This window comes from Aurantimicrobium sp., assembly GCF_036667855.1.
GTDB lineage: Bacteria > Actinomycetota > Actinomycetes > Actinomycetales > Microbacteriaceae > Aurantimicrobium.
Window position 1 is genome coordinate 13,558 of the sequence record NZ_JAVWTF010000006.1, and the last position, 16,236, is coordinate 29,793.

Genomic DNA, 16,236 nt, shown 5'->3' on the forward strand with positions numbered 1-16,236 from the left:
AAGACAGCCCGAAAGGGCTGTTTTGTGTACCCACAAACACAATTACAAATTTGTACATAAAAAATACACAAATTTATGTACACATTTGATAACCTAACAACGTGTGGTACTCAAATCCCGACGTCATCGTCAGCGTGGCCGATGCACGTGAGAACTTTTCGAAGATTCTGAAGACATTTCGGGCAGATCCGAACGCTCTTCCTGTGGTTTTGGGCGCACACCGCAAACCTGAGGCGGTCATTGTTCCCTATAAGGAATACATGGCTGGCCGAAGGGTGCTCCTCGGAGGTGCGGGCAATGTCAGCATGGAGGCACTCGGTGAGATGAGTGAGGTGCTCCACAAGCTCGCTGCGATGAACAACATTGATGAGCTGGCTATCTTTGGCCCGGCACTGACGGACTCACTAGGCGAAGATGACGCCCTGGACATGCTTGTGGGACCAAACCCCAGTGCGACCTACTTTGATCTGGTTCAGTTCGCCACCGAAATGGAGCTTGTCCTGCGCAGATTCGTCAATGTGGTGAACCGCGATGGATTACACCCCATTGCTGACGCCCACACGCTCGAAGAAGCGGTTTATATCTAGAGTTTTGCTCTACGGAGTGCTTTCAGGGCGGGAACGCCAATAAGCGCAAGGCCTATACCTGTGGTCAATGCCCGCACGGTGTCCCAGGTGAGAGTGGATGTCACCAGGGTATAAACCCCAAAGCGACTGAGGTTATCGGTCAGTGACCCGGCGGGCAGATAACTAATAGACGTTTCTGGTCCAACACCAAAGGGCCAGAACCAGAGGTTCATCAGTGCCCCGAAGAGATATGACGCAATAACACCGTAAGCAATGAGCCACATAATCTCTCGGCGTCGGGCTGCCTTGTCAGCAACACCGGTGATGCGCCCTGGAATCAAGCCAGCTCCGGCGCCAACCCAACCCGCAGCAAACATCTGGAATGCCGTCCAGGGGCCAAAGCCTCCCCACAATATAGAAGACAGCGCGATGGTGAGCATTCCGAGCAGGAAACCAAACCGGGCACCATACGCTCGTCCACCCAGAATCAGAATGATGAAGACGGCTTCGAAACCGCCCACTCCGGTGCTGGCAATACGAACAGCCGCTCCCACGGCGGCAAGCAATCCAAGAAGTGCCAATGTCTTCGAGCTAGAAACAGCACCATCCAGTAGCAACGAAATAACCACGATCAATGCAGGAACGAGCGCAAACACCACAACGGGAACAGCTGCCTGAGCCTGTTGGGGAAGAGCCGTGGCAAAGAGAGGCCACGCAAATGCACTCGCCGCAAGGACTGTGGCAATAATGACAAAACCATTCTTGACATTGAGGCGTTCAATCATGCGGTCACCTCGTCTGGAACGAGTGCACCCTCACGAATCGCAAGAACACGGCAACCCAGGTCTGCAACAAAAGCCTCATCGTGGGAAGCATAAAGAACGGCAGTTCCTGTCTCGGCAACACAGCGCAGGACCTCTGCCATGGCTTCACGTGAAATAGCATCAAGTCCGCGGGTGGGCTCATCGATGAGGACAACCTGAGGCTTCCACGCCAGTTGAAGTGCAATAGCCAGTGCCACTTGGGTTCCTGCAGACAAATCACGGGGATGAACGCTGAGTAACTCAGGAGATTCTTCGGTCGCCAGGATAGACCAGAAGGTCATCGCGGTGAGTCCGCTGTGTTTGTGGCCAGCAAGTGAATCAGCTCGAGAAAGCTCCTCTTCGAGGGTCTCTGTAATGAAGAGGGAGCTCACGTTCTCGGGAACAAGACGGAAGATGTTCTGCGAGGGAGCTGTAGCAGCCAAGGCATGGAGCAGGCTCGACTTCCCTACTCCGTTGGCACCGGTGATGGCGAGCATCTCACCAACATGGAGTGAGAGCGAAACATCTTGAACAAGTTCACGGCTGCCCTGGACCACGGAAATGTTGCTCACCTGGAAGATCTCATCTGATCCCACAACAGGAAGTGAACGGGCAGGCAGCGTGTCCACATCCGAACCCCATTGGCCTGAACACACCTCTCCAGAACTCACCGAAAGCCACTGTGGTGTGAGGCGTTCGAGTTCGGAGGTGTGGTGCTCTGCCATCACGATGGTGAGTTGTTGGGATGTCTGGAGTTCGGCCAGAAGAGTGACCAGGTCAGCCCGAGAGTCTCGGTCTAGATCGGCAAGAGGTTCATCCAGAAGAAGAATGGGTGGGTGCAATGCCAGTGCTGCAGCGATGGCAACGCGAGTAGCTTCTCCCGCAGAAAGAAGTTCAATGGGCTGGTCAGCGTAGGCCTCCAGAGAGAACTGAGCGAGGAGTACCTCAGCACGATTAGAGGCTTCACCTCTGGTGTGACCACTGACGCGCAGTCCGAACTCCAGCTCCTCACGAGCAGTTGCGGCGGCAAAACTGAGACGAACGTCTTGGGCAACATACCCAATCAACCCTGCGGTGAGGCGAGGAGGGGTGAGGTTTCGATCGACCACACCCACGGTGAGTGTTCCTGTGGTGTGACCGTTGTGGAAGTGCTGGCTCAGACCCGCAATGCTTTCGAGGACTGCTGTCTTGCCCGACCCGGTCTGTCCGGTGAGAACAGTGATCTCACCTGCAGGGATGGTGAGGGTGACGTCGTTGAGAACGGTCTTGTTGCCGTAACGAAGTGTGAAGTGATCTAGTTCGATCGAAGTCGAATCATTCACTGACGCTGGCTTGCCTGCCCCAAAGCCACGCAGATCCATGGCGGCTGCCAGAGCAACAGCTCGCTCAATGGTGTGCTCCAGAAGTGGAACAAGGAAAGCTGTGCGTGATCGAACACCACGGAGTGTGCGAGCTGTGCCCAGTTGTTTGACCTGGTGAATCAGGGTGGGGTAGCTGGACAGTGCAATAGCGAGTGCCGTTCCGATGGAGCGGCCATAACGCAACGCTGACATCGCAGGCAGTAGCTTCCGCACATCCACCAGCGCGCTAAGGAAACCACAGACCACGATGACGAGGGCAAAAGGAACAGCAAGACTTGCTGCTTGTCCAATGGCCTGCCAGCTGAAACTTCCGAAGACCAGGCGGTAGATAATGCGCAACAGGATGAAAACAGCAGCAAACGTCAGGCTCACCCAGAAGGGAGCCCAACGTCCGCGGCTGTGAGAGATCATTCGACTACAGGAGTAGGAGTGCTGTCGCCGGTGGTGAAGACGAGACCAAGGGACTCGCCCTTCTTAACCGTGAGGTCGCCAAGCCCCGCCTGGGCGTAGTCCCACGAGGCAGCGTCAGAGCTCTTCTGCCAGAGTGCCCAGTAGGCGTAAGCAGGTGGCATATCTGCACAGCTCTCCGTGAACTCAGCCTGGCCCTCCACCACAACAGGTTCGGTGGGTGAAGGCAGACCATTCACGCGGCAGACAATGGCATCGCCATACGTCGCAGTTCCTTCGGTAGTGAAACCAGCGTCGTGGACAACATCGATAGCTTTGGCGGAAGAACCCGTGATCTCGATGCACTGCGAGCTGTTGGTGCCATCGAGGATGCCGAAGTTCACCACAACTTCAACACCGTCGCATGATGCTGTGGTGCTAGTGGCTTCTGTTGTGGTTGCAGCACAACCAGCAAGCAGAAAAGAGGTTGCTGCAACAAGAGCAACAGCAGAGCGAGCGCGGAATAGTTTCATTTCTTCTCCAGAGGTTTCACAATGATGTGCGCAGCTGGAGGCTTCCGTGATGTGCGCGGTAGTGCAAGTTTATCCCGAGAGCTACCCAGGGACAGACATAAGATGAGCACATGACTGAACGTGAACTTCTCGAACTCTGGAACAAGAATCGTCAGCAGATTGTGGTGTCCCAAATGGCGCCGACGTTTCTGCTCATTGTGACCGTGGGTCTGATCACTCTCGGTCTCGCAGGCGGGCCACTGTTTTTGAGCCTGGCCACCCTTGGCATTCTGCTTGCGTCAGGAATCTTGGGCGCTCTCGTTCAATACGCCAGTGCGACAGAGGCCATGGCAGTTGCCGCCGATTTGGCACTCGTGAAGTCACCTTCGGCAGCTAGCCGTCAGGTGGTCAAGTTTGCGCCCTGGCTCAACGTCGTGCGGTTTGTTACTCCCGCCATCTTCACGCTGATTTTCTTGCTCTTGGCCTCAATCTTGATGATGGGCTAGAAGCCGAAGTCTCCAAAGTCACCAAATCCGGCATCGCCGAACCCAGCATCACCAAAACCGCCACCATCGGCGGAGATGGTTTCTGCTCCACCAAAATCTGATCCAGTATCTGCGCCGGTATCAGCACCGCTGTCACTGGCCATATCTCCGCCCCTATCCATAGGCATGAAAGCACTCATCAGTGCTGAAGCGATGACGTAGCCAGCGACGCTTCCCAGAAGAGAGCTGGCAAACATGGAACCAAAGCCAGGACCGTTTTGTCCTGCCTGGCCGAGTGTGCGTTCCATGGTTCCGGGCTGGCGCATCTCGGAACGAGTAGCTGAGACCGCAAGCGCACGAGGCTCGTCGCTCAGAGGTGCCTCGCCCGCAGGGGCGTCCGCGCTGAGCTGGGTAAACAACATCTTGCGCTGCTCTGGGGTGAGTTTGGCGAAGGCTTCTTCGTGCACCTGCTCGATAGCTTCGGGCGAGGCCGTGCGCAGCAGATAGCGGTAACGCTCAACCGCAATCTCGTCTTGGTTGCGTGTAGCTGAAGCCTGACGGACCTGATTGGTTGTCTGGCGGTACTCCTCGTCAGAGTTGGTTCCAAAGAGTCTGTCCAGAAATCCCATGTGATAAGGATAAAAAAATTAACTGTGAGAGAGCTGGGCATTCTTAAAGGTTTAGTAATTAACGCGATTTCTCTTACGTGACCGGAGCACTATAAGTGCCCCAACCGTTGAAATAACTACTGCGACAGTAAGAAGATTCGACACTTCAACGCCGCCTCCGGTGTTGGCCAATGACACTGTAGCCACAGGGGTAGGTGCTGACGTAGGTGTAGGAGTCGCAACTGGTATTCCCCAGCCGATGTAGTCAATGAGAGGATCTAATCCTCTGGTCAGGCGACCTGTGAATACAGAAAACTCCTGAACCTGCGATTGGGCGTCGGCAACAGCGTTAGCCGAACTTGTAAACGGTGATGCAGGAATATTCATGTTGACGAATTGAATAAAGTGCAAGCTCTCTCCTGCAGGAACGATACGTTGGCCGTATTGGGTCCTTAAATCTCCATCTATATTGGCGTTACCCCCGGCAGTAATGTTGTGCTGTGCCGCATTTCCGGTGCGGGCCCAAGAGATAGTTTGAACAATCGAGTCTCCATTGTTCATTGCTGAAATGAACCAGGTGTCATTTGTTGCAAGCGCACTGTTTCCACCAGAAGACGTGATGAACGTATTGCTCCCCGTCGAGTCATAGACGTAGTTTTCAGCATATTGATAGGTATACAAATCGTTGAAAGTAAAGTCTGAACCAGAGTCATTGCTGAGGATGAGCTCTTCGCGAAGCAACCAGCCATTGTCCTCTACCCCGTAAATTCTGAATCGGAGTTGAGCAAAAACACTCGTGTTTGTTCCAAGCTCATAACGGGGGCATTCAATGACGATGTCGCCATCGGATTGTGTCGAAACTTGTGACGTTGATTCATTAGGGCAATAGACAAAATCATGACCACTTTGGAATAGGTCGTTGTTGTTATTGATGAAAAATTCCAAGGGGTAATAAATCGAGTGGTTCCCGTCAAAATGCCGTGAAGTATCGGTTCCTTGGGCGATACCGAAATTGTCAAATTGCCACAGTGCTCCACCGAAAGTAAATTCCCCAAGGTTGGGCCATGGATCCGCGAAGGCTGGTGTGCTACCAAAGCTCCACACGAAAGCAAGTAATGCTGAAACTACTGCGGAAAACTTTTTACTCACGTCGGTTCCCTATTCTCAAAGCAAATATCGGGCAGCAGGCAAGTTTGGTACTGAGAAACTCACGCTGCTACAGATGATGGAAGCATGGAGAAAATGAGCTTTGTTAAAAATCCTTGGTTTACCCAGCTTCTGCAACCAGGGCAGTAGACCAGGGCAGAGATGCTTTCAATGTGGTTTGGTGTGCATCTTGTGTGAGTGACCATTTGGTACACAACTGGTTGAAAATCTCTGTTCCATGACCAGCCCCATTGGCACGCAAGTTCTCCAGCGAAGTCTTTGCCGCTAGTGCCCTGTCGTTAGTAATTGTGAGTTCTAGCGTTGCGAGGTCAACCCTTTCTCCAGTTGGAGGGATTACCCCACTAATGGCTACATTCATCGCCTGATCATGTTTGACCGAATTCAATACCGCTTCACGAATAATTTCGATGCACGAAGTCTTGGCCGTTGCGTCTTCCTCGGCCGCTCTAAGAAAATCACTTGGGATATCTACGTCAATCTTGAGACTGTGAGCCCAGATTTGTTGAAGTGATTCAACGAATGCATTTAATGAGGTTTCAGCTTGGGGGCTCATTAGAGCACTCTGACAACTTTCGGATAAATATTTGAGCTTGGATGCTAGTTCGTTTTTATTGGGTGCTACTAAGTCGATTTCGAGTGCCACGGCGATGATTCGAGCCTGAATATCACCATGTACTAGTCTTGCCAACCGACTTTTCTCCACCCAAATAAGTTGACTTAAACGAGAATTCATCCATTCCACTGTGTGAATGGCATCTTCGAGTTGAGTCAAAATTTTGGAGCGCTCCAAGGTAACTGTTCTCATCGATGCCCCTAGAAGGAGAACCCCAAATTCGACAAACATAATCAGAATTCCGACAAATATATTTTCAAGTTGAAGGAGTGATTGTGACACGACTGTATTAATTACTGCCGAAGACAACATGAGAAAAACCACTACAAACACAGCTGCGAATGTGCCTAAGTGCGGCTTGAAAAACTTAAATACGGTGTTCGATATGAACAAAAGTCCGCTCAGCACCAAGATCCCAACCGCTGACGACAGCAGGGTCTCAGAAATCCCCATCAACCACGTATTGATGAAAAAACTAGACATCCCAACAATGATCGGCATCAATTTGTATTCGAAGGGGTTTGAATCCACGAGCCGAGAAAGCAAATCTTTGAAGCTAATATTCGATACCGGTTTAGAAATTGAATATTCCTCAGTGTGCGCTGAGGCCTGAATAACAGTGGATGAAAGCGGACGAACCACTTCATCCACAAGTCGTTTCAGCTCCAACGATGCTTGGGAGCTGGAGTACTCCAATTCAATCTGTCGAAATGCTTTATTTAGTGAGCCTCGAACAGAAGACAAAATTGTATTTCTGAGCTCTTCAAACGTTCGCTTTTCTTGGAGTTCGAGCTCATTTACGTCCTCGAGTTGAGAACGCAGCGCAGTGAGTTCTTTGTGAAATTTTTGCGTCTCGCTAATAGCGATAGAGAAAGCCAAAGTAATTAACATCCACACAATTGCTGCCGTGAGGAATCGAACGGGTATTGAAGGAAAGATTTCAATTGAAAACATTGCCGTCGAAACGACTTTAAAAACAATTGGGAAACTAGATGAAACGAGGAGAACAAAGAACCACGAAGTGAAGGCCGCTTGGCCAAATGTTCTTCCTCTGATGAATACACGATTAGCAACCAGAATGAGTAAACCTTGAATTGCCAGGGTGACTCCGAGGATTATCTGCCACGTAATCCTGCTGTATCCGATGCTTTCTACAAGCAATTCGGGGCTCAACATAAGAAGGCCAATAGACATCCACATAAAGGACTGCCACGTGAAAGGTTGGGCTGAATTTAGCTGCCCAAGCAATCTATTCATCTATACCCTGTAAGCCGGTAATGGATGTGTACAGCATTGTTGCTTGAACTCTGAGGCTAGTAGCTACATTTCGCTTGAGTTTCAGCGATTTGTATATTCTTCCGATGAGTTGCTCAGTTGATTGAAGTGAGGTGCCGCGGCGTTTGGCAATTTCCTGGTTACTCAATCCACTGGCAATCAGAGCTAAGACTTCGCGTTGTTGACGAGTTAGTGACGTTAACTCATTGTGTTGAGCTATAGGAAATGTCTCACTTGGATCAACGTCCCTGAGAACTTCTTCGATAGCTTGAACAAGCATTTCTGGATGAGAAATATCTCTCTTTCCTAAATACGCGATTTTTTGTAAGTCGCGTATTGAGTCAGGCAATGCAACGTAATTAGAGAGAACTACAAATGCCAAATGCGGATATGAATTCCTCAAGGCATGAATCAAATCAATCCCCGTGGGGCCGGCACCTAAGGAAATATCAACTACCAAAACGTCAGGATCAAAACTATGGGCAAGTGTGGCTGCCTCTGATGCAGATCCGCAGGAAGCAACATGAAAGCCAGAATGCTCAAGGAAACTTGCTATGAGATTTCTCGTGAGCTGTTCGTCTTCAACTAAAAGAAGGCGTCTTCTGAAGTCTTTGCCCAGATCTCCCATGTCCACGATTCTATGTTGTGCAAATTGCTACTTCTGTGCCTCTATTGAGCGCCCAAGAGCCACCTACAAGTTCAAAGCGCTTCATCCGTGAAGAAGATAGATAAATCAAAAGCCCCTGAAATGCAGGGGCTTTCGCTGGTGGCTCCGACGGGCGTCGATCCCGTGACCTCACGATTTTCAGTCGTGCTCGGTATGAATCTCATCGATAGTGGTGAATCACAATCCCTTTATTTATATGGATAGTTGGCGAGATTCAATCAGGTGGCTACGCGGCAATTTCTGAACAAATGTGGGCAAAATGTGGGCAAATCATATTTGTTCAGCAACCTTACCGACTTAGCTAACAGTGCCCGGGTCACAGCATGCTTGACCCAGTCGCGAGCAGCAACGACCTTAATCTACGTTGCGCGCCAGATGCCACCCCTGCCCACATTGTGTGTAAGGAGTACCTCACCTGCAGCATTGACAACTTCAACGCGACCAGCAGAAGCGATCTTGAAGATCTTGTCGCAGCTGCCGCATTCCTCGGCTGCCAGCGTCATGGTGAAGCAAACCATGAATACTCCTGACCATGGTTTCTCAGCGAAAAGTAGGAAATAAGTTTTATCAATCCATTTCGATGACGCCGCTCCGCGAAGATTGCCGGCTATTGCCTCCGACGAAGCCTGAAAACATCAAAAAGCACGCGCAGCGTGAGAACACCGGTAACCATGACGAGGAGATAACCGAAGAGTTGGAACAGTGTCAACGTGTCATTAATCGGTGGACCACCATTACTAATCAGAAGCATGGTTGCCATGATTCCGTTAGCCCCTCCCAGGAACGCGACCACAACCAGGTTCACTAAATCGCGGATCAAAGACCGATCTCTGCGGTCAGCAAATAACCGCACATTCACACTGAGGCGACCCTCACTCAGCGAGGAGGTGATGTTGTCAATACGCTGCGGAAATCTGCGCAACAGCGGAAGAAACGATTGAACTTCCTCCTGAAGCATCGACGCAATCCCCTTTGGTGAGAACGTTTCCTTCACGCGCACCTGAGCGAACTCAGTCGCCGCTTTGAGGAGCTCGAATTCCGGGGAGAGCACACGTAACGTGCCTTCTACCGTTGCCACTGCACGAAACGCCCCACCTAGTTCGGTGGGAACACTAATTCGGTTCACAGAGAGTAAGCGCACCATATCCGTGAACACGTTCACATCCAATGCGGCACCGGGACCAAGCTTGGTGGCAAGAAAAGCTCCAATTTCTCTGCGAAGTGCCCTCTCATCGATATCGTCAGGAAGTTCAACGAATTCGATCAGGGCATCAGAGAAAGCTGCGACGTCCGAGCGATAGAAGGCGACCAAAAGCTCCCCGATTTGAGCTCGAAGTTGAGAATCCAATCGACCCACAGCACCAAAGTCGAGCAGTACAATTTCACCGTCGAGGCGCAGAATAATGTTTCCCGGATGCAGATCCGCATGGAATATTCCATCGTCAATGATTTGAGTAAGTATTGAGTTCAGAAGTCGTTTGGCCTGATGTTCACGCTGGGTAGCGGAGAACGTTTCGAGGGTCCGGGGATCACTGAGTGTGCTTCCGTGCACCATTTCCATCACGAGGACTTTTGATGTGCACAGCTGTGGCGTATGTGCCGGAATACTCAACCTGTCATCAAGTGGGTGGGTGGTTTGTGCTGCTGCCATAGCCGCCATGTTGGAAGCTTCTATCCGAAAGTCCAACTCCGACAACAAACTCTCAGAAAACCCTTCCGCGAGCACGGCGGTACCTAGATCTTTGCCCCAGTCCGTATCGCGTTCAATGCGGCGGGCAATCCGCAAAATGATGTCAATATCACGCTCGATCAGGGGAACAATTCCAGGTCGCTGCACCTTAACGGCAACCTCAGTACCATCAAGCAGTGTCGCTTTATGCACCTGGCCAATCGAGGCTGCCGCAAGTGGTTCTTCATCAAAACTGGCAAAGTTATTTTCCAAGGGAGCTGATAGCTCCAGTTCTATTTGCTCTCGAATCTCGGGCCAGGGGGCAGATGGAACACGCTGTTGCAACCGTGAAAGTTCCAAAAGGAATTCCGTGGGCAAAAGATCACTTCGGGTTGACAACAACTGACCCACTTTGACGAAGGCGCCGCCTGCTTGCTCAAGAGCCAAACGCAATGACTGTGCTTGCTTGACGCGCTCAGCACGGTCAGCCGGGGTGGAACCATTATTGGGTTTGAACGGAAGTAGCTTACTCGTAAGAGCAATACGCATGATCTGGCTATAGCGTCTGCTGCGCTCAAAACGGCGACCTAGAGCAGGTATCCACTGGTCAATTCGGGTAACAGACCCAGCGGGCACTAACAGTTCGGCTAAAACAAGAAAACTAATACCAACAAAGAAAATAATTCCAACTTGGAGCGGGAGGAGCGCAAAAGAATACTCTTGTTTGCCCCACACAAACTGTGACTCAAATCCAAATTGCGCCCCGAGGCCAACAATTCCACCCAGAATCAATCGGAAGGTACTGATGTGTACTCGTAATACTCGATCGGCGAATACCGACAGAAGAAATACAAATACTCCAGTGAGTACAAACATCAAGATGACGTTCCAGACGATATCCAGCACGGCCTGCCTCTCCTTCACTGATGCCGAGACTATTCCTCACCACCCTTTCCAGTGTGACCTCTTTATGCATTCCGCGCCTCATCCTTTTGGCTGAGAGAAAACTCACACACTAGAGCGATGTTGCCTGAGTTATTTTTGGGTTGAGTGGGAGCATGACGAATTCTGCCAAGCGCAAATATTTCTCCAACAGGTTGACCTCACGCGCCGGCGCCTGGGTTTCCATTGCCGTTGTCCTGGTTGCCATGACTGCACTCTTTGGTCTTTTTGGTAAGGCAACTGCTCCAGCCCGAACGGGCACAGCGCCTATCACCTCGGAATCACACCAGGTAGATGTGCTGTTGAAAGAATTCCCCAACTCTGATGTGCAGTCGTTGTTAGTGGTGGCATCTCGTGAGGATGCTGGGAAACTCACTGAGGCGGACATTGCCGCAGTAACTAATCTCATACCCGTTGTGACCGAGACCGCCACCGGCAAACCCATGGGCCCTATGGTCAGTGAAGATGGTCAAGCTGCCATTATTTCAGTCCCGATTACAGTGGGAGAAACCGCTTCAGAAACAGCCGTCACCGTAGAAAACCTGCGCACCGACTTGGTCGCAGTGACGCCTACCGGTGTAGTACTGGAGGTTACCGGTGGCCCCGCCTTTGGCGCAGACATTGCCTCAGCTTTTAAGGGCGCAAACATGACGCTTTTGATGGTCACTATCTTGATCGTCGCCATCTTGCTCATTGCTACCTACCGCTCGCCGGTCTTGTGGCTGGTTCCACTCGTAGTAGTGGCTTTAGCTGATGGTCTAGCCGGACGAATTACGGCCGCTGCCGGGCAAGCCTGGAACTTGCAATTCGATGCTGGCATTATTAGCGTGCTCGTCTTTGGTGCGGGCACCAACTATGCGCTGCTCTTGATCTCTCGCTACCGGGAAGAGCTCCTCACACACGAAGACCACCGAGCCGCTTTAAGTATCGCTTGGCGTAAATCACTTCCAGCTATTTTGGCCTCAAACTTCACGGTGGTTCTTTCCCTACTAACCCTGTTGTTCGCAATCATCCCGTTGACTCGCGGCTTAGGAATCCCCGCCGCAATTGGACTACTCATCGCACTGGCATTTGTCCTCTTTGCCCTCCCGCCACTACTGGCAGTATGCGGTCGAGGCATCTTCTGGCCCTTTGTTCCCCGCCCCGAACAAAGCCAGGCTCAGGGTCGTTTCTGGCGTGCAATTGCTACTCGAGTTTCACGCCGTCCAGTAGTGAACTTGCTCGCAGGCCTCGCATTGCTCACCGTGATGACTGCCGGTTTGTTGGGCACTTCAGTGGGCTTAACTCAACTCGAGAAGTTCCGCGTAGCCTCTGAATCTGCCGATGGGCTCACCACTGTCTCAGCACACTTTGCCCCCGGTGACGCGCAACCTATCTATGTTGTGACCAACACCGACCAGCAAGCTGATGTGATTGCTGCTGCGGAAGACGTCACAGGGTTCGTGCGAATATCCCCCGTGGCAACTACTCCCGATAACGAGCTCACCAAAATCTCAGTTATCAGCGAGTACGAGCCAGGGTCAGATCGGAGTGAAGAACAGATCGTTCAGTTGCGCGACGCCGTACACGCCATTGACGGCGCAGACGCCCTCGTCGGAGGCGCTGTAGCCACCGATATGGACGCTAATGCCGGCAACCTGCGTGACCTGCTGGTCATCGCCCCCATGGTCTTAGCTGTGAGCTTCATTGTGCTCCTACTGTTGTTGCGCTCCCTAGTTGCCCCAGTGGTGTTACTGGCAGTTAATCTTGCCAGCGCTGTTGCCGCTATTGGTGCCGGCGTTTGGCTCAGCCGCGTCCTGTTTGGTCAACCAGCTCTTGATTCACAGGTGCCCATCCTCGCGTTTCTGTTCTTGGTTGCCTTGGGCATTGATTACACCATCTTCTTGGTACACCGAGCCAAAGCAGAAGCCGTCTACGTCGGCACCCGCCAAGGCATGGTGGAGGCTGTTGCCCACACTGGTAGCGTCATCACGAGTGCAGGTATTGTGCTTGCGGCCGTGTTTGCCGCGTTGGGTGTCCTACCACTTGTGACCTTAGGTCAGCTCGGTTTGATTGTGGGCGTGGGCGTCATCGTGGACACTCTTGTGGTTCGCACCGTGATTGTGCCCGCACTCTTTAGCGTACTCGGTGACAAGATGTGGTGGCCCGGTCGTGGTTCCCAGATTCCAGCTTCCTCATCTTCACCAGCCGCTGAAGAACGCCCAGAACTGGCCACACGGTAGAGAATAAAAACATGCGTCTCATACATTCACCCATGACCAGTGGCGGCGAAGACGTCGCCCCTGGTGCAGGGATGACTGTGCGGGCCATGGAAATTGGCCAACACATCATTGCAGTCGCGTTGACTGCCATCTCGGTCCCCCGCGCAATCAGTGAGGGAACGGCAATTCCGGCAGCTATTATCGCTGGAGTCGCCATCCTTGCCTGGCACGTCGCCGGCACCATCCTTCCCAGCCGGATGTCCTCGCGGTTACTGGCGGTGTGGTGGTTAGTAGGTTTTGCCCTGGTATGGATTGCAGCTGTTGCCGTTTCTGCAGAATTTATTTGGCTTGCCTTCTTGCTCTGGCTGCTTGCCGGTCACTTGCTTCCCCTGGGCTGGGGTTTGGTCTATGCCGCACTCGTCTTTGTCGTTGTCGTCGCTGCACCGATTCTTCACTACGGAGCAACGACTTATGCGAATGTTTTTGGACCTCTCATCGGTGGCATCTTCGCTTTTGGCATTTCTCGGGGTTACCTCCAGCTCCTCAAAGATGCCGCCGAGCGTGAACGTCTCGTTATCACGCTCACCCGAGCTCAAGAAGAAATGTCCCAACTCCAAGACGAACTTGCCCTAGCTCAGCGTCACTCGGGTGCAATCGCTGAACGAACCCGAATTTCTCGAGACTTACACGACACCGTGGCGCAGTCGCTTTCTTCAATCCGTCTTATTTCCCATGCACAAATATCAGCAGCGCCGCTTTCAGATTCAGTGCGAACTTTGTCCCAAATAGAAGCACTCGCCGTTGACAGCATCGGTGATGTGCGCAGAATTGTTGCCTCGCTCATACCCGCTGAGCTTGAAGACGCAGCACTGCCTGCGGCATTACAACGGATGCTCAAGCGCACAGAAGATGAGACAGGCCTGCTCACCGAATTCAGTTTCAGTGACGGCTTGCCCGTTCTCAGTACTGAAAGTGAGGTGGCGTTGCTGCGCGTGGCTCAATCGGCTATCGCGAATGTTCGTCTCCACGCTCACGCCACCCACATCAGCCTGAGTTTGAGTCATGACGCTGAGACCCTTCGCATCGAGATCCGCGACAACGGCGCAGGCTTCGATGCCTCGAATTTGCAACTCCCCGCTGATGCCTCGACGTCCAGTTTTGGTCTGAGGTTTATGAAATCGCGTCTGCTGGAATTTTCTGGAGATCTCGAGGTCACCAGCACTTCAGGAAACGGAACAACTGTGAGCGCATACCTGCCTCTAAAAGCCAGAGGAGATGGTCAATCATGACAACATTGCTCATCGTCGATGACCACCCAGTGGTTCGAAGTGGCCTTCGCGCCGTGCTGGAGACCGCTTCTGATTTCACCGTGCTCGGTGAAGCAGCGACTGGCGAAGAAGCTGTCTCCCTTGCTCAACTACTGCATCCCGATGTAGTGCTGTGTGATTTGCGACTTGGTACCGGCATGGATGGCATCCAGACCACCGCAAAACTGAGAAATCTTGACACTGCCCCGGCAGTTCTCATCCTGACCACTTTTGATCGCGATGCTGAAATCCTCAGTGCGATCGAGGCAGGTGCCGCTGGCTACCTCCTCAAGGATGTTGCTCCCGAGGTCATAATTGACAGCATCCAGCGGGCTGCAGTTGGGGAACTCATTTTGGCTCCAGAATTGGCGTCACGAGTTTTGCAAGGTATGAGAAGCCCCCTACCGAAACTCACGGACCGCGAAGTTCAAGTACTGCGGATGCTCTCAACGGGGAGCACAAACAAAGAAATTGCCGCCCAGTTATTTGTCAGCGAAGCGACCGTCAAAACCCACCTGGCACACATTTTTACCAAGCTCGATGTGGATAGTCGTTCACGAGCAATTCACTTGGCTCAAACAACAGGTTTGATCTAACTCAAGCTTTTAACATCCCACCGCTACAAAACTGAAAGGCTCCACTCTCATGATGAAACTGTTCTATGCCGCGTTCACGTATATGGTCTTGGGAGTTCTCTCGGGACTGTTCTACCGAGAGTTCACCAAACTCAATGATTTTCCCGAAGGGGAATTCACTCAGCTTGGTTTAGTCCACACACACCTCCTTGCTCTCGGCTTCCTGGTGTTCCTCATCGTGTTGACACTAGAGAAGCTATTCACTATCTCTGCTAGCAAGAAGCTCTTTGGCTGGTTCTTCTGGCTTTACAACGCAGGGGTGGTCCTCGCCGCTGCAACGATGGTGTGGAACGGAATGCTCACCGTTGAAGGTAAAGAATCCACCAAGATGATTGCTGGGATTGCTGGCACCGGCCACATGCTCATCACCGCAGGTCTGATTGTGTTCTTTATCGGATTAGGTCGCGCAGTCAAGAAGAGCAACTTCAAAGAATCCGTTGCTTCTTAGTACTCTCATGTCTCTTCCTCAGACGACTAAAGCAAATTCGTGGAATACCTTTCGTAGGTTCCCACTCTGAAGGAAAAAAATAAGCCTAAAACCCAGATATTTACTGGATTTTAGGCTTATTTAACAAACGTGGCAAGTGAGGATTTCGAACACCCGAAGGCTGAGCCGGCTGATTTACAGTTATACATCTTTATTCCCTTAGCAAAGCAAATCTGTCCGGTTACCGACAGATGCGGAGAAATACTGTTCCCATCATTGCCTGCCAATTCCTCAGGTAGTCCTATGGGTTATGGGTGTTAAGTTGCTGACACCGATAGAACATTGTGGCTACTGCCTAGAATTGCTGAACTCACCTGAAAGAGTGGCCTTCTGAGGCTGCTAGCGCTAACGCTTTAAGGGTGGGGGTGTATTCAAACGAAGGCTTTCAGACATCTCGGCGGGCACGTAAAGACACCCATTGAATAGGCACATCTGCATTCTCAAAACTCGTGTAAGAAATTTGCCAGTCAATTTTTATGCCAGATCAATAGAGTCATGATTGTGTGCACATGTGGGCAAACGCAATATTCACTGGATGTCAGTTCCCCGGT

16 protein-coding genes are annotated in these 16,236 nt (G+C 51.7%); 7 read left to right on the forward strand and 9 right to left on the reverse strand.

Features of this window, described 5'->3' with window-relative positions; all coding sequences use genetic code 11:
• Nucleotides 1-101: 101 nt before the first annotated feature.
• Entirely contained in the window at nt 102-587 is a 486-nt protein-coding gene (locus tag RR877_RS02805) for a hypothetical protein (RefSeq protein ID WP_332618735.1), read from the forward strand.
• Here the strand turns inward: RR877_RS02805 and RR877_RS02810 are convergent.
• The 3 genes from RR877_RS02810 to RR877_RS02820 are packed head-to-tail and all read right to left on the reverse strand — an operon-like array spanning nt 584 to nt 3,650.
• Entirely contained in the window at nt 584-1,351 is a 768-nt protein-coding gene (locus RR877_RS02810) for an ECF transporter S component (protein ID WP_332551449.1), read from the reverse strand. The genes RR877_RS02805 and RR877_RS02810 overlap by 4 nt on opposite strands.
• A complete protein-coding gene (locus RR877_RS02815; RefSeq protein WP_332618736.1) occupies nt 1,348-3,141 on the reverse strand; it encodes an ATP-binding cassette domain-containing protein in 1,794 nt (597 codons plus the stop codon). Before RR877_RS02815 ends, RR877_RS02810 begins: the two co-directional genes overlap by 4 nt.
• Entirely contained in the window at nt 3,138-3,650 is a 513-nt protein-coding gene (locus RR877_RS02820; RefSeq protein WP_332551451.1) for a hypothetical protein, read from the reverse strand. Before RR877_RS02820 ends, RR877_RS02815 begins: the two co-directional genes overlap by 4 nt.
• Before the next feature lie 110 nt (nt 3,651-3,760).
• Between RR877_RS02820 and RR877_RS02825 the strand changes: the two genes are divergently transcribed.
• Nucleotides 3,761-4,135, forward strand: a complete 375-nt coding sequence (locus tag RR877_RS02825; RefSeq protein WP_332551452.1) for a hypothetical protein — start codon at nt 3,761-3,763, stop codon at nt 4,133-4,135.
• On the opposite strand, the gene RR877_RS02830 is transcribed toward RR877_RS02825, so the two are convergent.
• The 4 genes from RR877_RS02830 to RR877_RS02845 all read right to left on the reverse strand — a co-directional run bounded on the left by RR877_RS02830 (nt 4,132) and on the right by RR877_RS02845 (nt 8,405).
• On the reverse strand, nt 4,132-4,743 hold the full coding sequence (locus RR877_RS02830) for a hypothetical protein (protein WP_332627682.1): 612 nt from the start codon (nt 4,741-4,743) through the stop codon (nt 4,132-4,134). The genes RR877_RS02825 and RR877_RS02830 overlap by 4 nt on opposite strands.
• A 51-nt stretch (nt 4,744-4,794) precedes the next feature.
• Nucleotides 4,795-5,871 carry a hypothetical protein gene (locus tag RR877_RS02835; RefSeq protein WP_332550769.1) on the reverse strand — a complete coding sequence of 359 codons (1,077 nt, stop codon included), beginning with the start codon at nt 5,869-5,871 and terminating at the stop codon, nt 4,795-4,797.
• A 118-nt stretch (nt 5,872-5,989) separates the two neighbouring features.
• Entirely contained in the window at nt 5,990-7,702 is a 1,713-nt protein-coding gene (locus RR877_RS02840; protein WP_332627684.1) for a hypothetical protein, read from the reverse strand.
• A 49-nt stretch (nt 7,703-7,751) separates the two neighbouring features.
• On the reverse strand, nt 7,752-8,405 hold the full coding sequence (locus RR877_RS02845) for a response regulator transcription factor (RefSeq protein ID WP_332550796.1): 654 nt from the start codon (nt 8,403-8,405) through the stop codon (nt 7,752-7,754).
• An 87-nt stretch (nt 8,406-8,492) separates the two neighbouring features.
• On the opposite strand from RR877_RS02845, the gene RR877_RS02850 reads away from it, so the two are divergent.
• Nucleotides 8,493-8,648: a hypothetical protein gene (locus RR877_RS02850; protein WP_332550771.1), complete on the forward strand. Its 156-nt coding sequence runs from the start codon at nt 8,493-8,495 to the stop codon at nt 8,646-8,648.
• 155 nt (nt 8,649-8,803) lie between these two features.
• Here RR877_RS02850 and RR877_RS02855 read toward each other — a convergent pair whose 3' ends face one another.
• Nucleotides 8,804-8,962 carry an NADP-dependent isocitrate dehydrogenase gene (locus RR877_RS02855; RefSeq protein WP_332550772.1) on the reverse strand — a complete coding sequence of 53 codons (159 nt, stop codon included), beginning with the start codon at nt 8,960-8,962 and terminating at the stop codon, nt 8,804-8,806.
• An 89-nt stretch (nt 8,963-9,051) separates the two neighbouring features.
• On the reverse strand, nt 9,052-11,037 hold the full coding sequence (locus RR877_RS02860; RefSeq protein ID WP_332618738.1) for an AarF/UbiB family protein: 1,986 nt from the start codon (nt 11,035-11,037) through the stop codon (nt 9,052-9,054).
• A 134-nt stretch (nt 11,038-11,171) separates the two neighbouring features.
• Between RR877_RS02860 and RR877_RS02865 the strand changes: the two genes are divergently transcribed.
• The 4 genes from RR877_RS02865 to RR877_RS02880 are packed head-to-tail and all read left to right on the forward strand — an operon-like array spanning nt 11,172 to nt 15,646.
• Nucleotides 11,172-13,277, forward strand: coding sequence for an MMPL family transporter (locus RR877_RS02865; RefSeq protein ID WP_332627686.1), 2,106 nt, complete (start codon nt 11,172-11,174; stop codon nt 13,275-13,277).
• Nucleotides 13,278-13,288: 11 nt separating this feature from the next.
• Nucleotides 13,289-14,545, forward strand: a complete 1,257-nt coding sequence (locus tag RR877_RS02870) for a sensor histidine kinase (protein ID WP_332550775.1) — start codon at nt 13,289-13,291, stop codon at nt 14,543-14,545.
• Nucleotides 14,542-15,159: a response regulator transcription factor gene (locus RR877_RS02875; protein WP_332550776.1), complete on the forward strand. Its 618-nt coding sequence runs from the start codon at nt 14,542-14,544 to the stop codon at nt 15,157-15,159. Before RR877_RS02870 ends, RR877_RS02875 begins: the two co-directional genes overlap by 4 nt.
• Before the next feature lie 49 nt (nt 15,160-15,208).
• On the forward strand, nt 15,209-15,646 hold the full coding sequence (locus RR877_RS02880; RefSeq protein WP_332550777.1) for a DUF2871 domain-containing protein: 438 nt from the start codon (nt 15,209-15,211) through the stop codon (nt 15,644-15,646).
• Nucleotides 15,647-16,236: the final 590 nt, after the last annotated feature.